Below are 25,800 nucleotides of genomic sequence, written 5' to 3'. Positions count from 1 at the left end.
GAGGGATTTATGGCTAAAATTACCGTTTCAAAACTTAAAAAAATGAAACAAGAAGGCGAGAAAATTGCCGCTTTAACCGCATATGATGCAAGCTTCTCAGGCCTCTTCGAAGAGCAAGGTGTTCACGTTTTATTAGTGGGCGACTCAATGGGCATGGTACTGCAAGGTGGCAACGACACCTTGGCAGTCACTAATCAAGATATTGCCTACCACACACGCTGTGTGCGCGCAGGTGCTAAAGATACCTTTGTCATCGCTGATTTGCCCTTTATGACCTATTCGAGCCCAGCTGATGCGTGTAACAACGCGGCTGAGCTTATGCGTGCTGGGGCAAATATGGTTAAACTTGAAGGCGGTGAGTGGCTTTACCCAGCAATTGAGTTGTTAACACAACAAGGCATTCCTGTATGTGGTCATTTAGGATTAACACCGCAATCAGTACATGTATTTGGTGGTTTTAAAATTCAAGGTCGCACTAACGAAGCCGCAGAGAAAATGATTAACGACGCCAAAGCGCTTGAAGCCGCAGGCGCCCAATTGTTAGTACTGGAATGTATTCCTTCAGAACTGGCTAAAGCCATTACCGACGCAATTTCAATTCCAACGATTGGTATTGGCGCAGGCAAAGAAACCGATGGTCAAATTCTAGTTATGCATGACCTTGTTGGTATTTCTGCGGGCTATATCCCTAAGTTTTCAAAAAACTTTTTACTGGAAACAGGCAACATGCCAGCAGCAGTTAAAAAGTACATCGATGATGTGCAAAGTGGTCAGTTCCCTGGCTCTGAGCATGAATTCAATTAATTTAAGTGTTAAGTAGTTACTTTTATGCAAACGGTTTCTAACGTTTCTCAGTTACGCAGTAAAATCAAAAGCTGGAAACAGCAAGGTCTAACAGTGGCATTTGTGCCAACGATGGGCAATCTGCATGCGGGTCATTTTTCACTGGTTGATAAAGCTAAACAAATCGCCGATAAAGTGGTTGTTAGTATTTTTGTTAACCCAATGCAATTTGGCAAAAATGAAGATCTCGACAAGTACCCGCGTACTTTACAAAACGATCAAAATGGCCTGATTGAGCACGGTGCTGATTTACTGTTTACACCAACCGTTGAAACCATCTACCCCAAAGGGCTAGACGCACAAAGTTATATCGATGTGCCAGGAGTATCTGAAGGCCACTGTGGAGCCAGCCGCCCTGGTCACTTTCGTGGCGTAGCGACAATTGTTAATAAACTCTTTAACCTTGTTCAACCTGATATTGCCTGTTTTGGCGAAAAAGATTTTCAACAACTTGCGGTTATTAGAACCATGGTTGAAGACTTATCGATGCCGATTGAAATTATCGGCGTTGCGACCAAGCGTGAAGACTCTGGTCTCGCCATGAGCTCGCGTAATGGCTATTTATCGGATGATGAAAAGCAACAAGCAAGTGCGCTGTATCAGATTATGCGTGACGCTGAAACGGCGCTTAAAGCAAACGAGTTAAATTTAGATAAGATTACAGAGCAAGCTAAGTTAGCAATTGAAAAGTACGGCTTTACACTTGATTACTTTAATATTTGTAATGCAAAAACCTTAGAGTTAGCCACTAAGAATGATACTAATTTAGTTATTCTTGTTGCTGCATTTTTGTCAAATGTACGTTTAATTGATAACTTACAAGTAACGACAGCCTAGAACCAAGCAGTTCTATACTCAATTCAAAAATAATAAGGATTAAGGATAATGAAACAGTTAATCACTATCGCGTTAGTAGGTTTGTTGGCTGCATGTAGCTCTCAAAACTTAACACAAGAGCAAAAAGAAGGGCTTAATCGCTGTGCACAGCAAAACTTTCAGTGCGAGTCTTCTTGTAGTAATTCAAGCTTAAACGAAAGCATGACCAACGGCGTATGCATGCGTAAATGCGTTGACGAACACAATGCTTGTAAAGCACAAGTAGGCCCTGAATTTATTAACTAAAAATATATAATTTTAAATACAAAAAAGCCGCTAATTAGCGGCTTTTTTTATGACTTAACCGATTAACTTATAGAAGGCCTAGCTTCTTAAGTTCTTTGTTAGCCATACCTGAAGTAAGTGGTACATAACCGTCTTTTTCAACAATCTTTTGACCATCTTTAGAAAGTACCATCTTAAGGAACTCAGCTTCGATTGGTGAAAGCGGCTTGTTAGGGTGCTTGTTCACGTAAACGTATAGGAAACGAGATAGCGGGTATTTACCTGTTGCTACGTTTTCTAACGTTGCATCAACGTAGTTAGTACCTTTCTTCGCTAGTGGAACAGTACGAACACCTGATGTTTTATAACCAATGCCTGAGTAACCAATCGCATTTAATGAAGATGAGATTGACTGTACTACTGATGCAGAACCTGGTTGCTCATTTACGTTGTTTTTAAAGTCACCTTTACACAGTGCTTTTTTCTTGAAGTAACCATAAGTACCAGACACTGAGTTACGGCCGTATAATTGGATGTCTTTACCAGCCCAAGAACCTTCTAAGCCTACATCGCTCCAACGTGTCGCTTCTTTATCTGCACCACACTTACGTGTTGATGAGAATACAGAATCCACTTCTTTAATTGTTAAGCCTTTAACTGGGTTATCTTTGTGTACAAATACAGCTAGTGCATCGATAGCAACACGTACTTCAGTTGGCTTATAACCGAATTTCTTTTCAAACGCTTCGATTTCTTTCGACTTCATCTTACGGCTCATTGGACCGAAGTTTGATGTACCTTCTGTTAGTGCCGGTGGCGCAGTTGATGAACCAGCAGCTTGAATTTGAATATTTACGTTAGGGTACTGACGCTTATACTCTTCTGCCCAAAAGGTCATCATGTTTGCTAATGTGTCTGAGCCTGTAGACGAGAAATTACCAGAAATACCTGTTGTTTTTTCATAATCTGCTAATTTGTTATCTACTGCAATCGCGTTACCAGCAAGCATTGCTGTAACAGTTAGGCCCATAGTAGCCACTAAGTTTTTAAGTTTCATTGGGTAACTCCAATTGATTATCCCGTTTTGATGATGCGACTATTTTTAGCCTTTTCCATGACATTAAAATGACTAAAATATGACAAATTTATTAACACACTAATTTATTCAGATTAAACTTCTAACACTTTGTTTTTTATACGTTCGTTAGAAAAAGAAAAACTAAATGTTGAACCTTCGCCCAATTTTGATGAAATATTTAAGTGAGAATCATGACGACTTAATACATGTTTAGTGATCGCCAAACCTAAACCCGAACCACCAGTATCGCGAGAGCGTGCCTGATCAACACGGTAGAAGCGTTCAGTTAATCGATGAATATGCTCGCCAGCAATACCATCGCCGTTGTCTTCTACACGGAACTCAGCGCCCTTATCGGTTTTATGCCAACTAATGTTTATTTCACCATGAGCTGGGGTGTAACGAACGGCATTAAATACTAAATTTGAAAAGGCGCTGCGCAACTCTTGCTCTTTGCCAATTAAATTTAATGACTCATCCATATCCAGCACAATTGTGTGTTGTTTCTCTTGGTTTAATTGTTCCGCCTCGCGGTAAATCGCAGTGAGCATATCTGCTACATCTACTTCCTCCTCGAAGTCTGGCTTATCAGAATTTTCGATGCGTGCCAGCGCAAGTAACTGCTCTACTAAGCTTGCCATGCGCTTACATTGATCCAGCATAGTTTGTTGCGCTTTGCCCCACATTGAAGGTGGCGGCGCCATATCTGGATCAAACATTTCGAGATAGCCCGACATTACTGTTAACGGCGTGCGCAGCTCATGCGACACATTAGCAATAAAATCTCGGCGCATTTCTTCGAGTTGTTTGATTAACGTCACATCGCGCACCACCATCATTAACTGTGATGCTGCATAAGGCGTTACCCTCACTTCTAATACACTGTGTGGATCAATCGGTGATTGCAGCTCTAATGGCTCAAAGTATTCTTTTGCACGCATGTATTTAATAAAATCTGGACGACGAATTAGGTTATCAAGTCGCTGACCATGATCGAGCGGCCACTGTAATCCTAATAAAGCGATCGATTCTTTGTTACACCAAACGATCGCCAGATCATCTTGCAATACTAATACGCCATCGGGAACGGCTTCTGCACCTTCACGAAAACGACGAATAACATCAGCAAGCTCGTTGCGTTTTCTACGATTGCGCTGTTGCAGGCGATAAATGCCTTCAAATACCTGCTCCCAAACACCCTCACCTTCTGGTGGGTAATATTTGCGTTGTTCTGTAAGCCAATCGCTTAATCTAAATAGCTGTCGATAATTCCACACTAATAGTGAAAATGTACCTAGCCATAAAAGTAAAAAAGGAGCCCCTAACAGGACTCCTATTAACGTGAGCGGAATAAAGTAAACAAAAAGGCGTTTAACTAATTCCCGCTTACTCACAATTCGCAGCATAGACTTCTCTTAGAAATTAAATTTTGCTCGAAAAACGATAACCTGCACCACGTACGGTTTGTACTAATTTATCATGACCCATAGGTGCAATCGCTTTACGTAGACGACGAATATGTACATCAACCGTGCGATCTTCTACGTAAACATTTGTACCCCAAACATTATCAAGCAGTTGTTCACGGCTGTAAACACGTTCTGGGTGCGTCATAAAGAAATGAAGTAATTTAAATTCAGTTGGTCCCATATCCAATTCGTTACCTGCAGATGTTACACGATGCGAAATAGGATCTAGGCGTAACCCATGTACTTCAATTGCTTCTTCGAGCGATGTAGGTGATACGCGACGGAATACCGCTTTAATGCGTGCCATTAACTCTTTCGGTGAAAACGGTTTAGTGACATAGTCATCAGCGCCTACTTCTAGGCCTTTGATCTTGTCTTCTTCTTCACCACGAGCGGTTAGCATAATAATTGGGATATGGCGGGTATAATCACTATTTTTAATTTTTTTAGCGATTTGAACACCACTTGTGCCAGGCAGCATCCAGTCCAGTAGAATCATATCTGGATAAGGCTCAACTAGCGCATCCATTGCAGAATCATAATCTTGGGCTTCAATAGCCTGAAATCCATTTTGTTCAAGTACGAATACCAACATTTCACGAATTGGTGCTTCGTCATCAACCACTAGTATCTTACGCGACATGAATTAAATCTCTAAGTTATCAACTGACTTCATTATCAAAGTAAAGTGTGACACTTTTATGAATATAAACATAAAAAGATCATAAATAAACTGTTGTCTATTTGTAGTGTTACTTTAACCTAACTTACACAATTATATAAAACAATTTAAATTCAATAAGATAAAACGAAATTGGCGCTTTAAAATTAAACTAAAAAGCCCCTAAAAGGGGCTTATAAAATTAACTAAATTGTCACGTTTTTATATCATTTAAAAATCATAACGTAAGGTAACGGCCAAATGTCCTTCATCATCGCTATTGTCCAGATCACGCTGGGTGTACCAAATATAAGCCTTTGCCTGCTTACCTAATTTGCGCTCAACACCTACTGAACTAGCCGAGCCACTGTCTTTTAATTTACCAAAGCCTGTTTCATCATCTTGGTACTGTACTAAAATTTTATAATTTTCGATTTTATAAGAAGCACTTACAACGAACGTATCACCATCATCGCCCGATGACACTTTTTCACTATTTTGGTACATACCGTTAATTGTAAAATCACCAAGTTTACCTTGTGCTGATACGCGATCTATATTGTAGCCGGCAACATCCTCATCATGCGCATATGCGACATAAAACGGCGTTTTCTTAAGTGCTTTATCACCATAACCGATAGCAGCCGACACCCCAGCCCCATCGCTTTGTTTGCTGTTTTCTTCCGCTATGTAGGTTAGTTCAAACTGTAATTGACCAAATTTGGGTGATTGATAATTTACCATATCGCCCAAACGGTTTTCGCCAGTGGCAAGGTGTTTAATATCGCCAACGAAGTCATTCATCATATCAAGCTTGTTTTGCGACTTTTTCAGCGCCGTGTCTTTTCGACCAATTAAGATCTGACCAAAGGTTTTACTTTTTAGACCTAAGTATTGATCCCGTGATTTAATATTATCATCACTGCCATTTGCGCCATCTTGCTCTGAAATATTAACTTCCCACTCAAGCTTAGTTAATACGCTAAGATCATCTGAAATACCATGCTTTGCTTTAATGCCAAAACGTGATGCATATGAGTCAACTTCGGTCTCGCTCTCTTGATTATCGATATCAACGTAGCGTAAGCCTAGGTGGGCACGTCCGTATACTTGAGCATCTGTTTCGGCAAATGCATCTAACGGAAGAAGCACTAAACCTATACCACTTGCTAGCAAGAGTTTTTTAATCATGGTAATTTCCTCAAAGCAGAGTTTAACTAGAGCATTACGCTTTAATTATTATACACTTAAGATCAAACAGATTTTCTTATTTAATAATTACTTTAGTACATTTCACGGGTATGGCAATTATCGCAGATCAATATTTTACCAATAGGATCATCTTTGTACCAAGATCTACCACGATATGACTGTCTGAGATCAAAAACTTACTAAGATCACCTCAGAAATAGATCGAATTTCAATAAGTTAGCCATAATTTTTAATCTGATCAGCCCTAAATCAGCACTTTAGTTGGTAGGATCGTGATCCCAGCCAATCAAATTACGATCGTGTTAGTAAGAATTTGATCCCACAATCCTAAATGATCATAATCCCAGACATACTATTAATCTCATTTATTTTCGCCGAAATAAGCCAGCTCACAAACCGGTTATAAATAAAGTAAATGTTAGAAGACTGGCCTGTTAAAGCACTATTTTGATAGGGTGAATGAAGGTTAACTCAATAACATGAATTTAAATTACTCACGCTCACACCAAAGCATTCGACACAAAAAAAGCGTTTATATGAGCTATATAAACGCTTTGCTTGTTAAAGGAAGTTGTATAACTTGATGTTATTTAACTTGTTGGTTTAACTCACCAGCAAGGTATTTTTCATGCATCGCATCAAGTGAAATTGGTTTGATTTTAGCCGCTTGACCAGCAGTACCAAACGCTTCGTAACGTGCAACACAGATTTCAGTCATTGCTTTCGTTGCTTCCGCTAAAAACTTACGCGGGTCAAAGTTTGCAGGGTTATGCGCTAGGTGACGACGAATTGCACCGGTTGATGCTAAACGTAAGTCGGTATCGATATTTACTTTACGAACACCGTGCTTAATACCTTCAACGATCTGCTCAACTGGCACACCGTAAGTTTCAGGGATCTCACCACCAAACTCGTTGATCACAGCAAGCCACTCTTGTGGTACTGATGACGAACCGTGCATTACTAAGTGAGTATTTGGAATACGCGCGTGAATTTCTTTAATGCGGTTAATTGCAAGAATGTCACCCGTTGGTGGACGTGTAAACTTATAAGCACCGTGTGAAGTACCACATGCAATCGCAAGTGCATCTACACCTGTTTGCTTAACAAAGTCAGCTGCTTCTTCAGGATCAGTTAATAGTTGGTCTTCAGTTAGCTTACCTTCTGCACCAATACCATCTTCTTCGCCTGCTTCACCCGTTTCTAATGAACCAAGTACACCTAGCTCACCCTCAACTGAAACACCACACGCGTGCGCCATTTCAACGGTGCGACGTGTTACATCAACGTTGTATTCATAGCTTGAAGGGGTTTTACCATCTTCAAGTAGTGAGCCGTCCATCATTACTGATGAAAAGCCTAATTGGATTGAGCGTTGGCAAACTGCTGGTGATGTACCGTGATCTTGGTGCATAACTACTGGAATGTGAGGCCATTCTTCAATTGCCGCTAAAATCATATGGCGGATAAACGGCGCACCGGCGTATGCACGCGCACCTGCTGAACCTTGAACGATAACAGGACTGTTTGTCTTGTCTGCTGCTTCCATAATTGCACGCATTTGCTCTTGGTTATTCACATTAAACGCTGGAACACCATAACCATTTTCTGCCGCATGGTCTAATAGCTGACGCATACTGATTAAAGCCATTTTGCTTTCTCCAATTTTTGATGGCACCTAACGCCATCGAGTTTGAACGGATAGATTTGTTTATTGCCAAGTAATCACTGATTTTGAGAGAGATATGATTACTTGGCTTTTTATTCAGTTACTTAGATTCTATTCAATTAACCTAAGTATAGCGTGCACAAATTATTTCGCGCGCGCTTCTAACATTGCTACAGCTGGTAACTGCTTGCCTTCTAAGAATTCTAAGAAAGCGCCACCACCTGTTGAAATGTATGAAATTTTGTCTGCTACTTCATATTTATCAATTGCTGCAAGGGTGTCACCGCCACCAGCAATTGAGAATGCATTTGACTCTGCAATCGCATGTGCAAGTGCTTTGGTACCTTCACCAAATTGGTCAAATTCAAATACACCTACCGGGCCGTTCCATACAACCGTACCTGCATTTTTGATAATCTCAGCAAGTGCCTTCGCTGAATCTGGGCCAATATCAAAAATCATGTCGTCTGAATCAACATCTGCAACTGACTTTAATGTTGCTACAGCTGTTTCTGAAAACTCTTTACCCACTACTACATCAGTTGGTACTGGAATATCGCCACCCGCTGCTTTTGCTGCGTTAGTTAACTTGTTTGCTTCATCAATTAAATCAGCTTCATAAAGTGATTTACCAACGTTATTACCCGCAGCTGCGATAAAGGTATTTGCAATACCACCACCACAAACTAACTGATCAACAACACTTGAAAGCGACTCAAGTACAGTCAGTTTCGTTGAAACTTTTGAACCACCAACAATCGCTACAAGTGGGCGCGCTGGGTTATCAAGTGCTTTACCAAGTGCATCAAGTTCAGCCGCAAGTAAAGGACCTGCACAGGCAACATCAGCGTATAAACCAACACCGTGAGTAGATGCTTGTGCGCGGTGCGCTGTACCAAACGCATCCATTACATACACATCACACAGTGCAGCTAATTTTTTAGCTAAAGCTTCGTCGTCTTTTTTCTCGCCTTTATTAAAACGTACGTTTTCAAATACAACCACTTCGTTGTCTTGAACGTCAACACCATCAAGGTAGTCTTTTTCTAGGCGAACAGTTTGCTCTAATACGTCATTTAAATAGTTAACAACCGGCTGCATTGAGAATGCTTCATCGTATTCGCCTTCTGTAGGGCGACCTAAATGCGACATAACCATTACTTTTGCGCCTTTTTCTAAGGCTAATTTAATGGTTGGTAACGACGCACGAATACGCGCATCACTGGTTACTTTACCGTCTTTTACTGGAACGTTTAGGTCTTCACGAATAAGCACGCGCTTACCTTGTAAATCTAAATCAGCCATTTTAATGACAGACATTTGAGCTCTCCTTTAACATAAAAAAACCGCAAATTTGTTGGCAAACTCACGGTTATCTAAATCTAACTTTTTAATGCCATCGCTTCGGCAGTATCTAGCATACGGTTGGCAAAACCCCATTCGTTATCGCACCAAGCTAAGATTTTTACTAAGCGCTTGTGGCTTACACGGGTTTGCGTACCATCGATAATCGACGAATGACTATCGTGATTAAAATCAACCGATACCAGTGGTTCTTCGGTATAACTGATAATACCGGCTAAGTGTTGATGCTCTGCATCTGAAAGTACTTTATTAACCGTTTCAATTGTTACATCGGTATTAAGTGTGACACTTAAATCCATAGCGGTAACATTGATGGTAGGAACGCGCACGGCTATGGCTTCAAAACGGCTTTTAAACTTAGGCAGAATGCGCTCGATACCACGTGCTAATTTTGTATCAACTGGAATAATCGATTGACTCGCAGCTCGCGTACGACGAAGATCACTGTGATAGGCATCAATTACTTGCTGGTCATGCATTGATGCGTGAATGGTAGTAATTGCACCTGACTCAATACCAAATGCGTCATCAAGTACTTTAATCACTGGCACAATACAGTTAGTAGTACATGAACCGTTAGAGACGATAGTGTGCTCAGCTTTTAATTCATTGTCATTAATACCAAAAACAATGGTGGCATCCATATCGGCATCGGCAGGTTGCGAGAACAACACCTTTTTAGCGCCGGCATTTAAATGCAATTCAGCATGTTCGCGAGAGTGATAGACACCAGTACATTCAAGCACCACGTCGACATCTAATAAACCCCAAGGCAATTCACTTGGGTTTTCTTCGGCGAATAACTGAATTAAATCACCATTTACGGTGATGGCATCTTGCTGTAATTGCACAGGAAATTTAAAACGACCATGAGAAGTGTCGTATTTTAATAAATGCGCGATGCCTTTAGCGTCTGCTAATTCATTGATCGCGACAATTTGAATGTCGTTAGTACGACCAGCTTCATATAAAGCTCTTACGATATTTCGTCCGATTCGACCAAAACCATTAATTGCAATTTTGATTGCCATTAAGTTGTTTTTCCTAACAGTGCCGAGCACTTTCACAGTTGGTGAGAGGGTTGATGGCGGGTATTCTAAAGCAAAGAATTTGAATACGATAGTGAAAAAATTTTATTCTTCGATTAGTAAAGATAATGACACCGGTTACTTACTAGGTAAATCAAGGGATCCAGTAATTTCGCAAGTTTCATGAAGATTTTTAGAAAAATGTGATTTTAATTTGTCTGTTAAAAATGACACCGGTTTCCCTAAATTTATTACGACAATTAATCGCTCAACACGCGCTATAAAAAACACAAAAAAGCCTAATTTACGCTTTTAAAATTTTCTTAAATTAAAGACCTAGATTTAGTTTTTCAAAACCAACTCTTTTTCTTCTTGACGCAATGTTAATACTTCAAAGCCATCTTTTGTGACTAAAATAGTGTGCTCCCATTGTGCTGATAGCTTTTTATCGCGGGTTACTACTGTCCAACCGTCTCGTTTGGTTTTAGTTTTCGCGGTACCTTGGTTAATCATTGGTTCAATAGTAAATGTCATGCCTTCTTGTAGCGTTACACCAGTATCCTTTTTGCCAAAATGCAGTACTTCAGGCGCCTCGTGCATTTGTCTACCGATACCATGACCGCAAAACTCTCGCACTACAGAGTATCCGTGTTGCTCAGCATGATGTTGAATTACCGCACCAATATCACCTAATTTAGCGCCTGGTTTCACTTGTTTAATGGCCAGCCAAAGTGCTTCGTAAGTCGTTTCAACCAAACGTTTCGCAAGCGGCGATACTTCACCGATACAATACATTTTACTGCTATCTGCGATAAAACCATTTTTCTCTAAGGTAATATCGATGTTGATAATATCGCCATTTTTTAGTTTTTGCGTGCTACTTGGCACACCGTGACAAACCACTTCATTAATTGACGGGTTAAGCACAAATGCAAAACCGTACTGACCTTTACTCGCAGGGCGCGCATTTAACGTATTGGTAATATAGTCTTCAACAAAATTATTAATTTCTAGCGTTGACTGGCCGACTGCGATAAACGTATCGAGTGCAGAAAATACGTCTGCCAGTAATTGGCCGGAAGTACGCATAAAATCAATTTCCGTTTGATTTTTAATAATGATTTCACTCATTGCACTCACCTTGCTGATCACATTGACGCAGTAACTCTTGCTCCATTATTTCAGCAAAGGTTAAATTAGGATTCCGCTCTGCAAGGCGCCCTACTTTTATCCAAAACTCGGCTTGAGAGTTGATTGAACGCACCATCACGGTGCTAGCATGACGAATTTCATCATGTAATTGGTCAGAAATTTTAACGATACCCATAGCAACACACTGTTTGATTATATGCTTTACATATATTACGTATACATAATATATAAAATCAATAAAAAAATGGCGCCAAAGGCGCCATTGTGGGCTGGGTAACAAATAAAAAGTTTATCTTGGCAGATTTTTGCTTAACTTTTTGTTTTTATTCATTACATCACTGTAATAACCGTGAAGCGCTTCACTTAATTGGCCTTCTTGGCGTTTAATTCGTTCAGCTTGGGTAATGTTTTGCTGCTTTAACGTTACGTTTTCAGCACGTAATTGATTGATTACATCACCTTGCTGCTGCGCCTTAGTTTTAAGTTCATCAACGCTATGAATTGATTCTTTTAACAGGGCATTTAGCTCTTCATTACGCTCATTAAGTTCACGGCAGTGATGCTTCATTACCGATTTACTCATATTCGCTTCTTCAACTTGTTGCTGAAGATCTTGAAGCTTAGCGGTCACTTCTACACTTGGTTTTTTCTTTGCGTCTGTTAACTGTTCCATCAGTGTTTCAAGCATGGCGTTTGAGTTTTCCCACTCACGCTCAATTAACTGCACATGCTTAATAATCATGGCATGATCATTTTGCAATTGCTCAAACTGCTGCTGTTTTTCTAAAAGCAGTTTTTTCTGTTCAATTAATTGTTCAGTAAGCGCTTTTTCATGTGCGCGCTGTGCAAAGGAGGTAATATTAGCTTGTACGGGATCTGAACCGCAAACAAGTTCAGGAGCATTTCGTTCAGAGGTAACCATTTCCCTTTCCTCGTTATTATACCTATCAAAAGTTGGTTAAATTTTAGCAAGATAAAGGCAGGGGGGAATTTGATCTAAATCAGTTTTTTTAATTAAGAATCGTTATCAAAGGTAAAACTATTGCGCTAGATCAAAAAAGCGATGCATTTGCATCGCTTTTGATTATTATAGCTTTTTTTGCAATTATGCGAGTTGATTCGCTTTTGCTACGATATTCTCTACCGTAAAGCCAAAGTGTTCAAATAGTTCATTTGCAGGCGCAGATTCACCAAATGTTGTCATACCTACAACCGCACCATTTAAACCAACGTATTTGTACCAGTAATCTTCAATGCCCGCTTCTACCGCGATACGTTTAGTTACTGCACTTGGTAGTACTGATTCTTTATAAGCCGCATCTTGTGCGTCAAATAAATCAGTTGAAGGCATAGAAACAACACGTACTTTTTTACCTTGAGCGCGAAGTTCAGCTGCTGCTTGCATAGAAAGTTCAACTTCAGAACCTGTTGCAATAAGAATAATCTCAGGCGCGCCATCACAGCTTAATACATAACCACCTTTACGTACATTAGCTAATTGCTCAGCAGTACGTGCTTGTTGTTGTAAGCCTTGGCGGGTAAATACGAGTGATGTTGGACCGTCTTTACGCTCAATTGCGTCTTGCCATGCAATTGCAGACTCAACTTGGTCACATGGGCGCCAGTTAACTAAGTTAGGCGTTAAACGCATGCTTGCTAGCTGTTCAACTGGTTGGTGCGTAGGACCATCTTCGCCTAAACCGATTGAATCGTGCGTATACACAAAGATTGAAGGCTGCTTCATAAGCGCCGCCATACGTACTGCGTTACGCGCGTATTCCATAAACATTAAGAACGTCGCACCGTAAGGAATAAAGCCTTTATGCAGCGCAATACCATTCATAATTGCCGACATACCAAATTCACGTACACCGTAGAAGATGTAGTTACCTGATGCGTCATTTGCTGTTAAGCCTTTTGAACCTTCCCAAAGTGTCAGGTTTGAACCTGCAAGGTCAGCAGAACCACCCATAAACTCAGGTAAGATAGGGCCAAACGCATTAAGTGCATTTTGTGATGCTTTACGTGTTGCTGGGTTTTCAGGGTTTGCCTGTAGGCCTTCAATATAGGCTTGTGACTTCTCAGCCCAATCTGCTGGTAAGTCACCTTTTTGACGACGTTCAAATTCTGCTGCTAGTTCAGGGAAAGCTGCTTTATACGCATCAAATTTTTCAGCCCAAGACGCTTCTTTTGCGGTACCCGCTTCAACTGCATTCCAATCAGCATAAATATCAGCTGGAATATCGAAAGCACCGTGCTCCCAGTTTAAAAATTCACGTGCAGCTGCAATTTCAGCATCACCTAATGGTGCACCGTGACAGTCGTGGCTACCTGATTTGTTTGGTGAACCGTAACCGATTACTGTTTTACAACAGATTAATGTTGGCTTGCCCGTTTCTGCACGTGCTTCATCGATTGCCGCGCGAATGGCTTCGCTATCGTGACCATCTACATTACGCACAACATGCCAACCGTAAGATTCAAAACGTGCTGCTGTATCGTCAGTGAACCAACCTTCTACTTCACCGTCGATTGAAATACCGTTGTCATCCCAAAACGCAACTAGCTTACCAAGGCCTAATGTACCTGCTAGTGAACACGCTTCGTGTGAAATACCTTCCATAAGGCAACCATCGCCTAGGAAACAGTAAGTAAAGTGATCAACAATATCGTGACCTTCACGGTTAAACTGGTGCGCAAGTGCTTTTTCAGCAACTGCCATACCAACCGCGTTAGTAATACCTTGACCTAATGGGCCTGTGGTTGTTTCAACACCCGGTGCATAACCGTATTCAGGGTGACCCGGTGTTTTAGAGTGCATTTGACGGAAGTTTTTAATTTCCTCAATTGGAAGATCATAGCCAGATAAATGCAGTAAAGAATAAATTAGCATTGAGCCGTGACCGTTTGACAGAATAAATCGGTCGCGATCAGCCCAATCAGGGTTTGCTGGATTATGGTTTAAATAGTCGCGCCATAGCACTTCAGCAATGTCTGCCATACCCATAGGGGCACCTGGGTGGCCAGACTTGGCCTGTTGCACAGCGTCCATAGATAGAACGCGAATAGCATTTGCTAGTTCTTTACGTGACGGCATGGATTTTCCTACCTCATTATTTGTTTGCTGTCATAATTTGGATACATTGACCAATAAGCACTGGCAATAGGAAGTACTTATTGGTCAATGTACCCACGCAGCTCTATTCTTACCTATAAGCACACGCGGAGCAATGGAAAACCGACTATAATCTAGCTTCTTTATGCACAAAACAGCCTAGTAACGGTGAAGAAATTTCACTTTTAATTTTTTTTAGACGTCTAGGCGTAAAGTTATTGTTTGCAGCGTCGTTATTCGGTAGAATACGCGACCATTTAATTGAACCTGCGCAAATCCTTGTGGCAACGCGCATTTTTTGTGAGTGAGTAGAAATACCATGGCAAGAACTTTATTTACTTCTGAGTCAGTATCTGAGGGTCATCCGGATAAAATCGCTGACCAAATTTCTGATGCGGTTTTAGACGCAATTATCACACAAGATAAGCATGCGCGTGTTGCCTGTGAAACAATGGTTAAAACAGGTGTTGCAATTATCTCTGGTGAAATTTCAACAGATGCGTGGGTAGACCTTGAGTCAATCACACGTAAAGTAATCACAGATATCGGTTACACATCATCTGACGTAGGTTTTGACGGTGACACATGTGGCATCATGAACCTTATTGGTCAACAATCACCTGAAATCGCACAAGGTGTTGACCGTACTAAGCCTGAAGAGCAAGGCGCTGGTGACCAAGGTTTAATGTTCGGTTACGCAACTAACGAAACACCAACATTAATGCCTGCGCCACTTTATTACTCGCACCTACTTGTAGAGCGTCAAGCACAAGCACGTAAATCAGGTATTCTTCCTTGGTTACGTCCTGATGCAAAATCTCAGGTAACCTTCGTATATGAAGACGGTAAGCCTGTTGCAATTGATGCAGTTGTACTATCTACTCAGCACAACCCAGACATCGAGCAAGATGCACTTGTTGACGCAGTAATGGAAAACATTATTAAGCACACGCTTCCAGCTGAGCTTTTAACTGAAGACACTAAATACTTCATTAACCCAACTGGCCGTTTCGTAATCGGTGGCCCTGTTGGTGACTGTGGCCTTACAGGTCGTAAAATCATTGTAGATACTTACGGCGGTATGGCTCGTCACGGTGGTGGTGCTTTCTCTGGTAAAGATCCATCAAAAGTTGACCGCTCTGCTGCATACGCAGGTCGTTATGTTGCTAAGAACATTGTTGCAGCTGGTCTTGCTGATAAGTGTGAAATCCAAGTTTCTTACGCTATCGGTGTTGCTGAGCCAACGTCTATCACTATCGACACATTCGGTACTGGTAAAATCTCTGAAGAGAAATTAGTTGAGCTAGTACGTGAGCACTTCGACTTACGTCCTTACGGTATCACTAAGATGCTAGACCTACTTCACCCAATGTACCAAATGACTGCAGCATACGGTCACTTCGGTCGTGAACCGTTTGAAATGACGGTTGGTGAAGATACATTCACAGCATTTAGCTGGGAAAAAACAGACAAAGCAGACGCACTTCGCGCCGCTGCTGGTTTATAATAACCGTCTGATCGAGAAAAAGCGCCATTGGCGCTTTTTTTATGCCTAAAATTCAATAAGTTGCTATGATAACCGCACTAGCAAGTGATAAACAAACTACACGGTGAAGTTATGTACCTTTCAATCAAGCATTACCCTGAAATAGCAAACAATACTAACCAACAAAGAATTGTACGCCTTGCCAAACCTTACTTAACAACTCCGGCAATTGTTTATATTACACATGTTTTGGTGTTGGTTTCTCTGGTTGTAATAAACCTGCCAAGTGTGCAACAACTATCGCCTTTGCTTTTAAAGGCCGGTTTATTTATTACTTATTTAATAGCAATGCATTTTGCGGGCATTAATACATGGCAGCGTAAGCAGTTTTTAACACACCTTGATGAAATCCAAACAAAATTAGAACAATCCGATATCGCCCTCGCCCAGTCATCTTTATTTAATTATTGGAAAGACACTCAAATAACTAAAACCTTTATCGTTACCGCCCCTACTTTCGCACGCATGAAAACCTTCGAATTTGGTTATTTGAGCCTCAGCGAAAATGGAGAAAAAGCGATGATCCGGGTATTAGAAGACGAAAGCTTGGCATCAAGCCAACTTAAAATTGCCATTTTTAACGACCAAGTCATCCCTGCTGTCATCGAGGAAAATACGCACGTTATCCTCACACTTGCAGAACATTCGATAAATGGCACAATTAGTAAAATTAACCAAGTAGCAAAACGAAAAGTCACTACAAATCAATTAGCGATTAATTTTACCGAAAAACTACTGGTGGTCGAGTTTGAACACACACCAAATGAGCTATCATTAGTATCCCTTGTGACCAACCCACAAACTGAACTAACCTACACTCTGAAACTGATAGCCATCGACTCACAAGATTATGTTGTTTACAAAGTGCTGGAAGACCATCCGTCGCGTCCGCTAATGAGTGCAGATGTAATTATCTTTAATAGCGATAAAAAACAAACAGCCAATGTACTTGGTTTTTCTGAGCTCGCAACACATCACGTCGGACATTACCCGCTAGCGGGTGGTATGATTAGCTAAGCACCTCAGCAACGAAAAACGCTATTAGATAAAACATAGGATTTAATATGAACAAAGGACATGTAATTGCATTTGTGCTTGGCGCCCTTAGCGTCGCACTTATTTCGACATTAATGCCTTCAGATAGTCAATTAATTAGTAAAGAACAACCATCTGATAGCTCTGACGACACATTATCTGAGCCGCTAGAATCAAGCTTTAATAACATCAAAGAACCGTTAACGGAAACCCTATCCACACAGCACAAATCAATACAACACTCACTAAAAGCGCTGACTAAATCTGAGCTGGTTGCTGAAGTTGAAAGGTTAGAAAGCGAATTAACACATGCTACACAAAAACATGAACAGCTGATTAAAGAGGTAAGCGAACATGCTGAAACCATGTTGCGCGACAAGGTCGCGGAGCTCGAGCAACAAATGCAGCAGCAACTTGAATTACTGCTCAGTGATGGCGTAGACACCCTTAATTTAGCAACTAAGTTTGAGCAACAAACCCGTGACGATCATTGGGCCGAAACGACAGAAGCGGTGTTTCAAGATTTTTTTACTACACATGATTTTATTGAATTTGTGCAACTAAAAACGATTGATTGCCGAGAAAGTATTTGCCAAATTAACTATCAGTATGCCGATGGTTTCGAATCAATACACCTGTTCCAACATAAATTATCAGAGTTTGTTACCAAACATAAATTCGCTACTAGCCAATCACAAGAGGCTAATGGTTCAGTCAATATGCATATCGCGAAATAACCTAGTCAAATGGCGTTACAAGGGTAAAGCTTCAAGCGCGCTTTCATCTTTTTGAAGGTGCTAAATACGTTAGATTTTGCGACAGAATTACCTAACCAATGTGGAATTTTTCCTGCAGGATCTGCAATCGCTTGATACTCAACAGAAATCGTATCTGCGTCTCGCTGAGTAATTACCCAACTGGCAGCTACATGCTCAATGCGAATGAACCCATCACGCTTTGCGTATTCGTTGTTAGCCGCTTGAATGCCAATTTGCATTTGTCTATTTGACGTTCTAAAAATACGTGAGTAAGTCACCATATCACGATTTTTAATCGGCCATGGCGCATTAAATTGAGTGTAAACGATATGCTCGTTTTGTGATGGTGACTTTAACACTTTGACACTGTCCACATTGCTTAACCACTTATCAGCATTGTCTGTATCAAGTAAAAGTGCTTCAAACGCTGCTAAGCATCCGCTAGTCACTGTGTAGGCTTTTAACTTTAAAAGTCCATCGGGCAGTTTTTGCTGATAAACTTCAATTCCTTGTTTAATTTTTACTTGCTGCCACTCTAATGCACTCAACGGAGTGCAAAAAAGTAGCAGCAACAGCATAGTGCGCATATTATTGCCAGTAAGGCTCCAATTTTTGACTTGCAAGACGGCTATGTTCCATTGCTGCGAGCAAACCATCATTTTTTTGTTTTAACCAACCCAAAATACTGGTGAATTGTTCGGGTTCTTGTTGCGTTTCACACAACTGTTTTAAATAGTCGTATGTCGCCAGTTCATCCATACCATGAATAATATCAAGCCAAGGGCCTCTAAATTCATCGCGTAGCGGTCCTTCAAAAAGCTGCCCTAAGCAACAACCGCTGAGTAAATTACGGTGTAATTTTTGACGTTTTGCGATGTAGCTTTCAGCGCTCACCACATCATGTGGTAATAAATGCTGCATTTCTTGCCAATCGCTTTCAAAAAGACGTGCCGCAATATCTTTTACAGGCGTACCAGCAGCAACAATTTGTTCTTGTCCCCAGTCATCACGCCAACGCTTTTCAATTAAAAAGCGCGTTAAATCTAGAATAAGTTGGTTGTAGCGCGGGCTATGGAAAATTGCCTTTAACGCCTTGCGCGACGGTTGCTCAGCTTTTAAGTTATCAATCACTTGTTCAAGCTCAGGCGCAGCCGAAATGCGTTTATAAAACGCATGTTTCTTTGACGTAAACGTTCGTAATTGAATCGCCGTTTCAACCCAAGAAAAGGTTTCTAATAGCCATTTAAGCTCTTTACGCAACGATTTAGTAACTTGTTTGTCGGCAACTTGTTCAAACAACCAAAAGCTATGACGAATAAGGCTAACCCCATCAACAATGCGTTTTAGTGTCTTTAATTTTGGCGAATCGATATAGCATTGCTCGTGTTTTTGCACAAACTCAATGCCGTATTGAAGGCACTTTTCAAGCGCTTCTTCTTGTGTCGCGTTTTCATCTAACTGTACATAGCCTAGGAATGTATCAGCCATTAACGGCGCATCGTCCGCTAAACGGTAGCCACGTGCGGCTTTACTGTATAGACCTAAACGTACTTCACTACAGTTAATTAACTTATTTGCTAATTCAAATAACTCTTTGCGATCACCACTTACCAATTCCATTTCCACTTCACAAATCGGCACACTTTGGCCTGAAGCAGAAATATCACCTTTATCCAGCACCAATTCAATTTCAGTACCTGAGTCGGTTTCTAATAACCAAGTACGACGAATAAAGTTAGTGTTAAAAATAGAGAAAAGGTTTTCACTAATAGTGCCTGGCTCCATGCCAGCAGGCCAAATTGAGGTATCAAATAACTCAATGTTTGGGCGCGAATTATTAATTGGCACATTGTATTCTGGACGTTGATGAAAGCCACCAACCACTTTGCCTGCCAACTTAATTGTTTGCTCACATTCGCCGTCAACACAACGCGTGCGTAAGCCGATATCTAGCGCTCTTAATTCTCTGCTTGGAGTATCAAAGTATGCGTTTTGTAAGTTGCGAGAAGCTTTATTACTGACTTTTTTTGAAAACTGGGTAATCAGTGCTGGCAGTTGAGAAATAACTTGTTCTGAAACTAAAAATTTCAGCTCAATTTCAGTATCCATTAGCTGGAGGGTTGACCTATTTTATTAGCAAAGCCTAAGTAAAACCAAATATCGGGCTAAATGCAACCTTTTGTGCATCGACTTACAAACAACGACTAAATTATGAAGTATTGTGTGAATGCGCTGCGCGACTTGCTATTGCGCGGTGAAATCCATACTATGAAGCCTCAAATACCAATTCACTTAAATAGCTAGTCATTTTAGCGGGCTAAATATCATGCTAACTGCGTTGGAATTTATCGATGTAAAATAACTACATCAGACAAATCCCGCCTTGTTAGTATCTCATTTATCCAGCGCTATAATTAGTTACATGTTTAAACGACTTGGTAAATTTATCGGACAACAACAATAAAACAGGATCCTCTCAATGTTTAAACCGATTGCTGCATTTCTTTTATTAGCGAGTTTAAGCACAGCTATCCACGCAGAAACGCAAACTAACGGCGAATCAGCGACTGAAGTACTGGAAGTACAAACAACTGAAAGCGCATCTTCTTCAACTGCTTATATTACCGACAACCTATTTGTTTATATGCACTCAGGTCCAGGCAAAAATTATCGCATTCTTGGTTCTGTGCAAGCAGGTACCGAATTACAGTTGCTCGATGAAAATAAAGAAACGGGCTATAGCCAAGTAAAAGATAGCCGCGGTCGTACAGGTTGGATTGATAAACGTAATATCAGCAAGCGCCCGGGTTTAGCACAACAAAACCTTAAGCTAAAAAATCAATTAGCTGATTTACAAGCAGAGCTAAATTCAAGCCAACGTGATATGCCAGTACTGCGTCAAACTGCCAGTGATTTGGAAGTTAAAAACCGTGAACTCAATGCTGAAATTGAAAAGCTAAATGCCCAAATTTCAAGCTCACGTAATCAAAAGCAACAAGCCAGTGAAAAACAGCAAAAGCAGCTATTGATTTATGGCGGCGGTATTGCATTTATTGGTATTTTACTGGGGATTATCATCACAATCGTGTTATCGCGACGCAAACGTTACGACGGTTGGGCGTAATATCTACTCTATATAAAAAAAGCGCTTATCCAGCGCTTTTTTTGTATCTGTTATCCCTTACTCAAAAACGTTTGAGTAAACGTTATTCCTATTGCATTAATTTGTGAGTCACTTGCTACGAGGGCAAAACCACTCAGCAATAAAACAGGTAATTTTTAATAAGTTCGGAATTACTCTTCAACCTGCACGGTTAAACCGGCGTCTTGCTTAACATGCTCAATTACCATGTAAGTACGGTTGGTACCAACGCCTGGTGTATCTACAATTTTACCGAGTACTTCACGGTATTCAATCATATCGCCAACACGTATTTTTAGTAGGTAATCGTAGCCACCCGCCACCATATCACACGACACCACTTGGCCAATGCGCATAATATGCTGTTTGAAAATATCAAATGCGGCTTCGGTTGATTCTTTTAATGTTACTTCAACGTGGGCAACCACATTTTGTTTCAGCTTGGTAGCATTTAAACGTGCACCATAACCTTCAATATAACCATCGTCTTCAAGCTTTTTAACCCTTTCAAGGCACGGGCTTGGACTTAAATTAACTTGTTTCGCTAAATTTACGTTAGAAATTCGGCCATTTCTTTGTAAAACATCTAAAATTGCTAAATCGATTCGATCGAGCACTCGTGTTTTGATAGAGGTGGTCATACAGAATATTATTTGGCATCTTTTGAACAATTCCCTGTAAATTACCGGATATAGCCAAAATACGCCAGCACATTCTGCTGAAAAGAAATTACACTACGCCCCTATTTTATAAATTTAACCTATTTTATTTTGAGGGTTTCTTTATGCTTTACAATGGTGATTTAACTACCAAATGTCCGATCCGCCAGCAGATCCGTGACTTTTACCGTATTGATGAAGACCAAGTTATTGACCATATTCTGCCACTTGCAGAAGTTGGTGTTAGCGCACGTAGCCGTGCATGGGAACGTGCACGCCAAATGGTATTAAATATTCGTAACGATCAAGAAGGTCAAGGTGGTGTTGATGCACTACTTAACGAATACTCACTGTCTTCTGAAGAAGGCGTGGTATTAATGTGCCTTGCTGAAGCATTGCTACGTGTACCAGATAAAGAAACTCAAGATAGCCTTATTCGCGATAAGCTAGCAAACGGCGACTGGAGCTCTCACTTAGGTAACAGCGATTCTCTGTTTGTAAATGCATCAAGCTGGGGTCTGTTATTAACAGGTAAAATGGTTAACTATGCAGACAAAAACAAAGAAGACCAGTTCGGCTTATTAAAGCGCACTATGGGTCGTATTGGTGAGCCTGCTATTCGTAAATCAGTGCAATATGCCATGAAGATCATGGGCAAGCAGTTTGTTATGGGTACTACCATTGAAGAAGCGGTAGAGCGCGCGAAAGATAAAGAAGCAAAAGGCTACGCATACTCTTACGATATGCTAGGTGAAGGCGCCCGCACTATGGCGGATGCTGAACGTTATTTTAATAGCTATATGATGGCAATTCACGCTATCGGTAAAGCAGCCAATGGTCGCGGCCCTATAAAAAGCCCTGGTATTTCTGTAAAACTTTCAGCTATTCACCCGCGTTATGAGTTCACACACCGTGAGCGCGTAATGGAAGAACTTGTCCCTAAGCTTAAAGAGCTAGCACTAACAGCAAAGCAGTACGACATTAACTTTACAGTTGATGCCGAAGAAGCTGACCGTTTAGATATCTCTTTAGATATTATTGAAGCGGTATTTTCTGATGATGCTCTTGGCAATTGGGCTGGTTTTGGTTTAGCGGTTCAGGCTTACCAAAAGCGTGCTATTTTTGTAATCGACTGGTTAGAAGCACTTTGTCGACGTGTAAATCGTAAAATGATGGTTCGCCTTGTAAAAGGTGCTTACTGGGATACTGAAGTAAAGCTTACACAAGCAGATGGCCTTGAAGATTACCCAGTATTCACACGTAAAGCGACAACTGACGTGTCTTACAAAGCGTGTGCAATTAAGCTAATGAAAGCACGAGATGTGATTTTCCCGCAGTTTGCAACACACAATGCATACTCAGCAGCCACTATTTTAGAACTTGCTGATGGCAACTATTCAAACTTTGAATTCCAGCGCTTGCACGGTATGGGTGAATCATTATTCGACCAAGTTGTAACGCAAGATCGTGTTCAATGTCGTGTATACGCACCAGTAGGTCAACACGAAGACTTACTTGCATACTTAGTACGTCGTCTATTGGAAAACGGCGCTAACTCATCATTTGTAAATGCCATTGTTGATGAATCTCAGCCAGTAGAATCACTGCTTGAAGATCCCGTTGAAAAAATTCAACGTGTTCGCAATAAGCGCAACCCACAAATCGTTTTACCAAAAGACTTATTTGGTGAAGAGCGTCAAAACTCTAAAGGTTTAGATTTAACCAACATTAACCATATTACGCCATTCAAAGCGAATATTGACAAATGGGTTGCTGAAAACCTAATGACTCATGCAGATGTGCCTGAAGGTCACGAGGCGGTAATTAACCCAGCAAACCACGCTGAGGTGCTTGGTTCTATTCGTCACCAAGACGAAGCTGAAATGAAAGCCCTTGTTGATACAGCTGAATCAGCTTTCCAATCTTGGTCTCAAACGCCAGTTGCTGAGCGCGCTGAAATCTTACGTCGCACTGGTGACATTTTAGAGCGTCATCGCGATGAACTTATTGCATTGTGTATTAAAGAAGCAGGTAAAGTAGCGCAAGATGGTGTTGATGAAGTACGTGAAGCTGTAGATTTTTGTCGTTACTACGCAGCGCGCGCTGAAGAGCTTGCAGCTGATAGCCGCTTTTCACCACGTGGTGTAATTTTATGTATTAGCCCGTGGAACTTCCCACTTGCGATTTTCTTAGGCCAAGTAGCAGCGGCAATCGCAACAGGTAACTCAGTCATTGCAAAACCAGCAGAGCAAACATCACTTGTTGCACTTCGTGCAATTGAGTTAATGCGTGACGTTGGCTTACCAAAAGACGTAGTACAGCCTGTTATTGCTCGCGGTAGCAAAGTAGGTCAGGTAATTATTCCTGACGAGCGCGTACAAGCAGTTATGTTTACAGGTTCAACTGAAACAGGTACACGCATTGCGCAAACCCTAGCAGAACGTGGTGGCGACCAAGTACCTCTGATTGCCGAAACGGGTGGTCAAAACTGTATGATCGTTGATTCTACCGCGCTACCAGAGCAAGTCGTTGACGATGTTATTTCTTCTGGGTTCCAATCAGCAGGTCAGCGCTGTTCTGCACTGCGCGTATTATTCGTACAAGACGAAATCGCAGACAAAGTAATCAAGATGATTAAAGGCGCGATGAAAGAGCTACACGTTGGCGACCCAGCTTATCTATCAACAGATGTTGGCCCGGTTATCGACCAAAAAGCACTTGATGCACTAAATGAACACGTTGAATACTTAAAAGATAAAGCGACACTGCATTTTGAATGCCCTATTCCGGCTGAAGATGAAAACGGTCACTTCTTCTTTGCACCACGTTTATACGAGATCAGTGATTTATCGGTATTAACGAAAGAAGTATTTGGTCCATGTGTACACGTAATCCGTTTCAAAGGTACTGAAATTGATAACGTAATCAACCAAGTAAACAGCACTGGTTTTGGCTTAACTATGGGTATTCACACCCGTATCGAAGAACGTGCTGAATACTTAGCTAAGCAATCACGTGCCGGTAATATTTACGTAAACCGCAATATGATTGGTGCCGTTGTTGGTGTGCAACCATTTGGTGGTCGAGGCCTATCAGGTACAGGCCCTAAAGCAGGTGGCCCAACTTATCTAACACGTTTAGTAAAAGAAAATGCTGCACCTGAAAACGTTCAAGCTACCAATATCAACCTTGATGGCGAAGCAATTGTTGATGACAACCATGCAGTTGAACGCGTTAATCAAATGATGGTTAACTCAATTCGCGATGAAAAAACTTGGCGTGCAACCAGCTTAAACGACCGTATTTCAGTATGTCGTCAGATGCTGGCTAAAATCGCACAAGTTGAAATCATGGATAAGCTTGCAGATGATTTAACACAAACAATTGCCGATGCACGTAGTCAGCTTGACCGTATTGAAAAGCGTTTAGCCAAAGGTACTGTGCTACCAGGCCCAACTGGTGAATCAAACACAATTTACCTAGAGCCGCGCGGCTGTGTTGTTTGCTACGCAGATAAGGATACTTCATTTAACTTCTGGGTATTGTCTATCGTAACGGCGATTGCAGCGGGTAATACTGTAATTACCGTGGTGTCTGACCTATTCCACGAAGAAGCGTTAGCTTTCCGTGCTAAGTTATTAGCATGCGGTGTTGCTGAGGGCGTTTTACAAGTGGCTAAACTGTCTGAGTTTAATGCAACACTTGCTCACCCGCACGTTGCAGGCGCTGTAATTGGCAGTGGTTGTGAACGTAAAGCACATGTAAACGAAAAACTGGCTGCACGCTCTGGTGCTATTTTACCGGTGATCAGTGCACAGTATTACGACACACTAATCAATCGCTTAGTTACTGAAAAAACCATCAGTATTGATACCACAGCATCAGGTGGTAACACATCACTAATGACGCTAACTGACGAAGATTAATCTAAAGCTCGGGAAACCGGCTTGTTAAGCAAAATAAAAGG

At 41.1% G+C, this 25,800-nt stretch carries 22 protein-coding genes; 8 read left to right on the top strand and 14 right to left on the bottom strand.

The window, feature by feature from the left end; genetic code table 11:
- The first annotated feature begins 9 nt into the window (after positions 1-9).
- The 3 genes from panB to PSPO_RS02615 are packed head-to-tail and all read left to right on the top strand — an operon-like array spanning position 10 to position 1,965.
- Positions 10-804 (top strand): 3-methyl-2-oxobutanoate hydroxymethyltransferase, encoded by a 795-nt coding sequence (gene panB, locus PSPO_RS02625; protein WP_010560992.1) that lies wholly within the window; start codon positions 10-12, stop codon positions 802-804.
- A 24-nt stretch (positions 805-828) separates the two neighbouring features.
- Positions 829-1,680 (top strand): pantoate--beta-alanine ligase, encoded by an 852-nt coding sequence (panC, locus tag PSPO_RS02620; RefSeq protein ID WP_010560993.1) that lies wholly within the window; start codon positions 829-831, stop codon positions 1,678-1,680.
- Positions 1,681-1,728: 48 nt separating this feature from the next.
- On the top strand, positions 1,729-1,965 hold the full coding sequence (locus PSPO_RS02615) for a hypothetical protein (protein ID WP_010560994.1): 237 nt from the start codon (positions 1,729-1,731) through the stop codon (positions 1,963-1,965).
- A gap of 67 nt (positions 1,966-2,032) precedes the next feature.
- Here PSPO_RS02615 and PSPO_RS02610 read toward each other — a convergent pair whose 3' ends face one another.
- From PSPO_RS02610 to tkt, 11 genes are all read right to left on the bottom strand, one after another.
- Positions 2,033-3,001, bottom strand: coding sequence for a PstS family phosphate ABC transporter substrate-binding protein (locus PSPO_RS02610; protein WP_010560995.1), 969 nt, complete (start codon positions 2,999-3,001; stop codon positions 2,033-2,035).
- Between the two features lie 113 nt (positions 3,002-3,114).
- Positions 3,115-4,428, bottom strand: a complete 1,314-nt coding sequence (gene phoR, locus PSPO_RS02605) for a phosphate regulon sensor histidine kinase PhoR (protein ID WP_010560996.1) — start codon at positions 4,426-4,428, stop codon at positions 3,115-3,117.
- Between the two features lie 16 nt (positions 4,429-4,444).
- A complete protein-coding gene (gene phoB, locus PSPO_RS02600) occupies positions 4,445-5,134 on the bottom strand; it encodes a phosphate regulon transcriptional regulator PhoB (protein WP_010560997.1) in 690 nt (229 codons plus the stop codon).
- 249 nt (positions 5,135-5,383) lie between these two features.
- Complete coding sequence (locus tag PSPO_RS02595; protein WP_010560998.1) at positions 5,384-6,343, bottom strand: porin; 960 nt, start codon at positions 6,341-6,343, stop codon at positions 5,384-5,386.
- A gap of 607 nt (positions 6,344-6,950) precedes the next feature.
- Complete coding sequence (gene fba, locus PSPO_RS02590) at positions 6,951-8,015, bottom strand: class II fructose-bisphosphate aldolase (protein WP_010560999.1); 1,065 nt, start codon at positions 8,013-8,015, stop codon at positions 6,951-6,953.
- A gap of 162 nt (positions 8,016-8,177) precedes the next feature.
- Entirely contained in the window at positions 8,178-9,353 is a 1,176-nt protein-coding gene (locus PSPO_RS02585; RefSeq protein ID WP_010561000.1) for a phosphoglycerate kinase, read from the bottom strand.
- Between the two features lie 62 nt (positions 9,354-9,415).
- Positions 9,416-10,429 (bottom strand): erythrose-4-phosphate dehydrogenase, encoded by a 1,014-nt coding sequence (gene epd / locus PSPO_RS02580; RefSeq protein ID WP_010561001.1) that lies wholly within the window; start codon positions 10,427-10,429, stop codon positions 9,416-9,418.
- 339 nt (positions 10,430-10,768) lie between these two features.
- Positions 10,769-11,557, bottom strand: coding sequence for a type I methionyl aminopeptidase (gene map / locus PSPO_RS02575; protein ID WP_010561002.1), 789 nt, complete (start codon positions 11,555-11,557; stop codon positions 10,769-10,771).
- Positions 11,550-11,753 (bottom strand): ParD-like family protein, encoded by a 204-nt coding sequence (locus PSPO_RS02570; RefSeq protein WP_010561003.1) that lies wholly within the window; start codon positions 11,751-11,753, stop codon positions 11,550-11,552. The genes map and PSPO_RS02570 overlap by 8 nt, the downstream gene beginning before the upstream one ends.
- A gap of 114 nt (positions 11,754-11,867) precedes the next feature.
- Positions 11,868-12,500 (bottom strand): hypothetical protein, encoded by a 633-nt coding sequence (locus tag PSPO_RS02565; protein WP_010561004.1) that lies wholly within the window; start codon positions 12,498-12,500, stop codon positions 11,868-11,870.
- A 183-nt stretch (positions 12,501-12,683) separates the two neighbouring features.
- Entirely contained in the window at positions 12,684-14,675 is a 1,992-nt protein-coding gene (gene tkt / locus PSPO_RS02560; RefSeq protein ID WP_010561005.1) for a transketolase, read from the bottom strand.
- A gap of 337 nt (positions 14,676-15,012) precedes the next feature.
- Here tkt and metK point away from each other — a divergent pair, with 337 nt between their 5' ends.
- The 3 genes from metK (at position 15,013) to PSPO_RS02545 (ending at position 18,011) form a co-directional block, all read left to right on the top strand.
- Positions 15,013-16,200 carry a methionine adenosyltransferase gene (gene metK / locus PSPO_RS02555; RefSeq protein ID WP_010561006.1) on the top strand — a complete coding sequence of 396 codons (1,188 nt, stop codon included), beginning with the start codon at positions 15,013-15,015 and terminating at the stop codon, positions 16,198-16,200.
- A 111-nt stretch (positions 16,201-16,311) separates the two neighbouring features.
- On the top strand, positions 16,312-17,256 hold the full coding sequence (locus tag PSPO_RS02550) for a hypothetical protein (protein WP_010561007.1): 945 nt from the start codon (positions 16,312-16,314) through the stop codon (positions 17,254-17,256).
- A 47-nt stretch (positions 17,257-17,303) separates the two neighbouring features.
- Positions 17,304-18,011 (top strand): hypothetical protein, encoded by a 708-nt coding sequence (locus PSPO_RS02545; RefSeq protein ID WP_010561008.1) that lies wholly within the window; start codon positions 17,304-17,306, stop codon positions 18,009-18,011.
- Positions 18,012-18,016: 5 nt separating this feature from the next.
- Here PSPO_RS02545 and PSPO_RS02540 read toward each other — a convergent pair whose 3' ends face one another.
- Both PSPO_RS02540 and PSPO_RS02535 read right to left on the bottom strand, forming a co-directional pair.
- The gene (locus PSPO_RS02540) at positions 18,017-18,619 is read right to left on the bottom strand and encodes an START domain-containing protein (protein WP_010561009.1); all 603 of its coding nucleotides are present in this window, start codon (positions 18,617-18,619) and stop codon (positions 18,017-18,019) included.
- Between the two features lies 1 nt (position 18,620).
- Positions 18,621-20,141 (bottom strand): CYTH and CHAD domain-containing protein, encoded by a 1,521-nt coding sequence (locus PSPO_RS02535; RefSeq protein ID WP_010561010.1) that lies wholly within the window; start codon positions 20,139-20,141, stop codon positions 18,621-18,623.
- A gap of 370 nt (positions 20,142-20,511) precedes the next feature.
- Here PSPO_RS02535 and PSPO_RS02530 point away from each other — a divergent pair, with 370 nt between their 5' ends.
- A complete protein-coding gene (locus PSPO_RS02530; RefSeq protein WP_010561011.1) occupies positions 20,512-21,156 on the top strand; it encodes a TIGR04211 family SH3 domain-containing protein in 645 nt (214 codons plus the stop codon).
- Positions 21,157-21,326: 170 nt separating this feature from the next.
- Here the strand turns inward: PSPO_RS02530 and PSPO_RS02525 are convergent, their stop codons facing one another.
- Positions 21,327-21,815, bottom strand: a complete 489-nt coding sequence (locus tag PSPO_RS02525) for a winged helix-turn-helix transcriptional regulator (RefSeq protein ID WP_010561012.1) — start codon at positions 21,813-21,815, stop codon at positions 21,327-21,329.
- A 143-nt stretch (positions 21,816-21,958) separates the two neighbouring features.
- Here PSPO_RS02525 and putA point away from each other — a divergent pair, with 143 nt between their 5' ends.
- Positions 21,959-25,759: a bifunctional proline dehydrogenase/L-glutamate gamma-semialdehyde dehydrogenase PutA gene (putA, locus tag PSPO_RS02520; protein WP_010561013.1), complete on the top strand. Its 3,801-nt coding sequence runs from the start codon at positions 21,959-21,961 to the stop codon at positions 25,757-25,759.
- Positions 25,760-25,800: the final 41 nt, after the last annotated feature.

The sequence above is a fragment of the Pseudoalteromonas spongiae UST010723-006 genome, assembly GCF_000238255.3.
GTDB lineage: Bacteria > Pseudomonadota > Gammaproteobacteria > Enterobacterales > Alteromonadaceae > Pseudoalteromonas > Pseudoalteromonas spongiae.
Note: the sequence above shows the minus strand (reverse complement) of the source record. Positions and strands in the feature narration are given on the sequence as shown.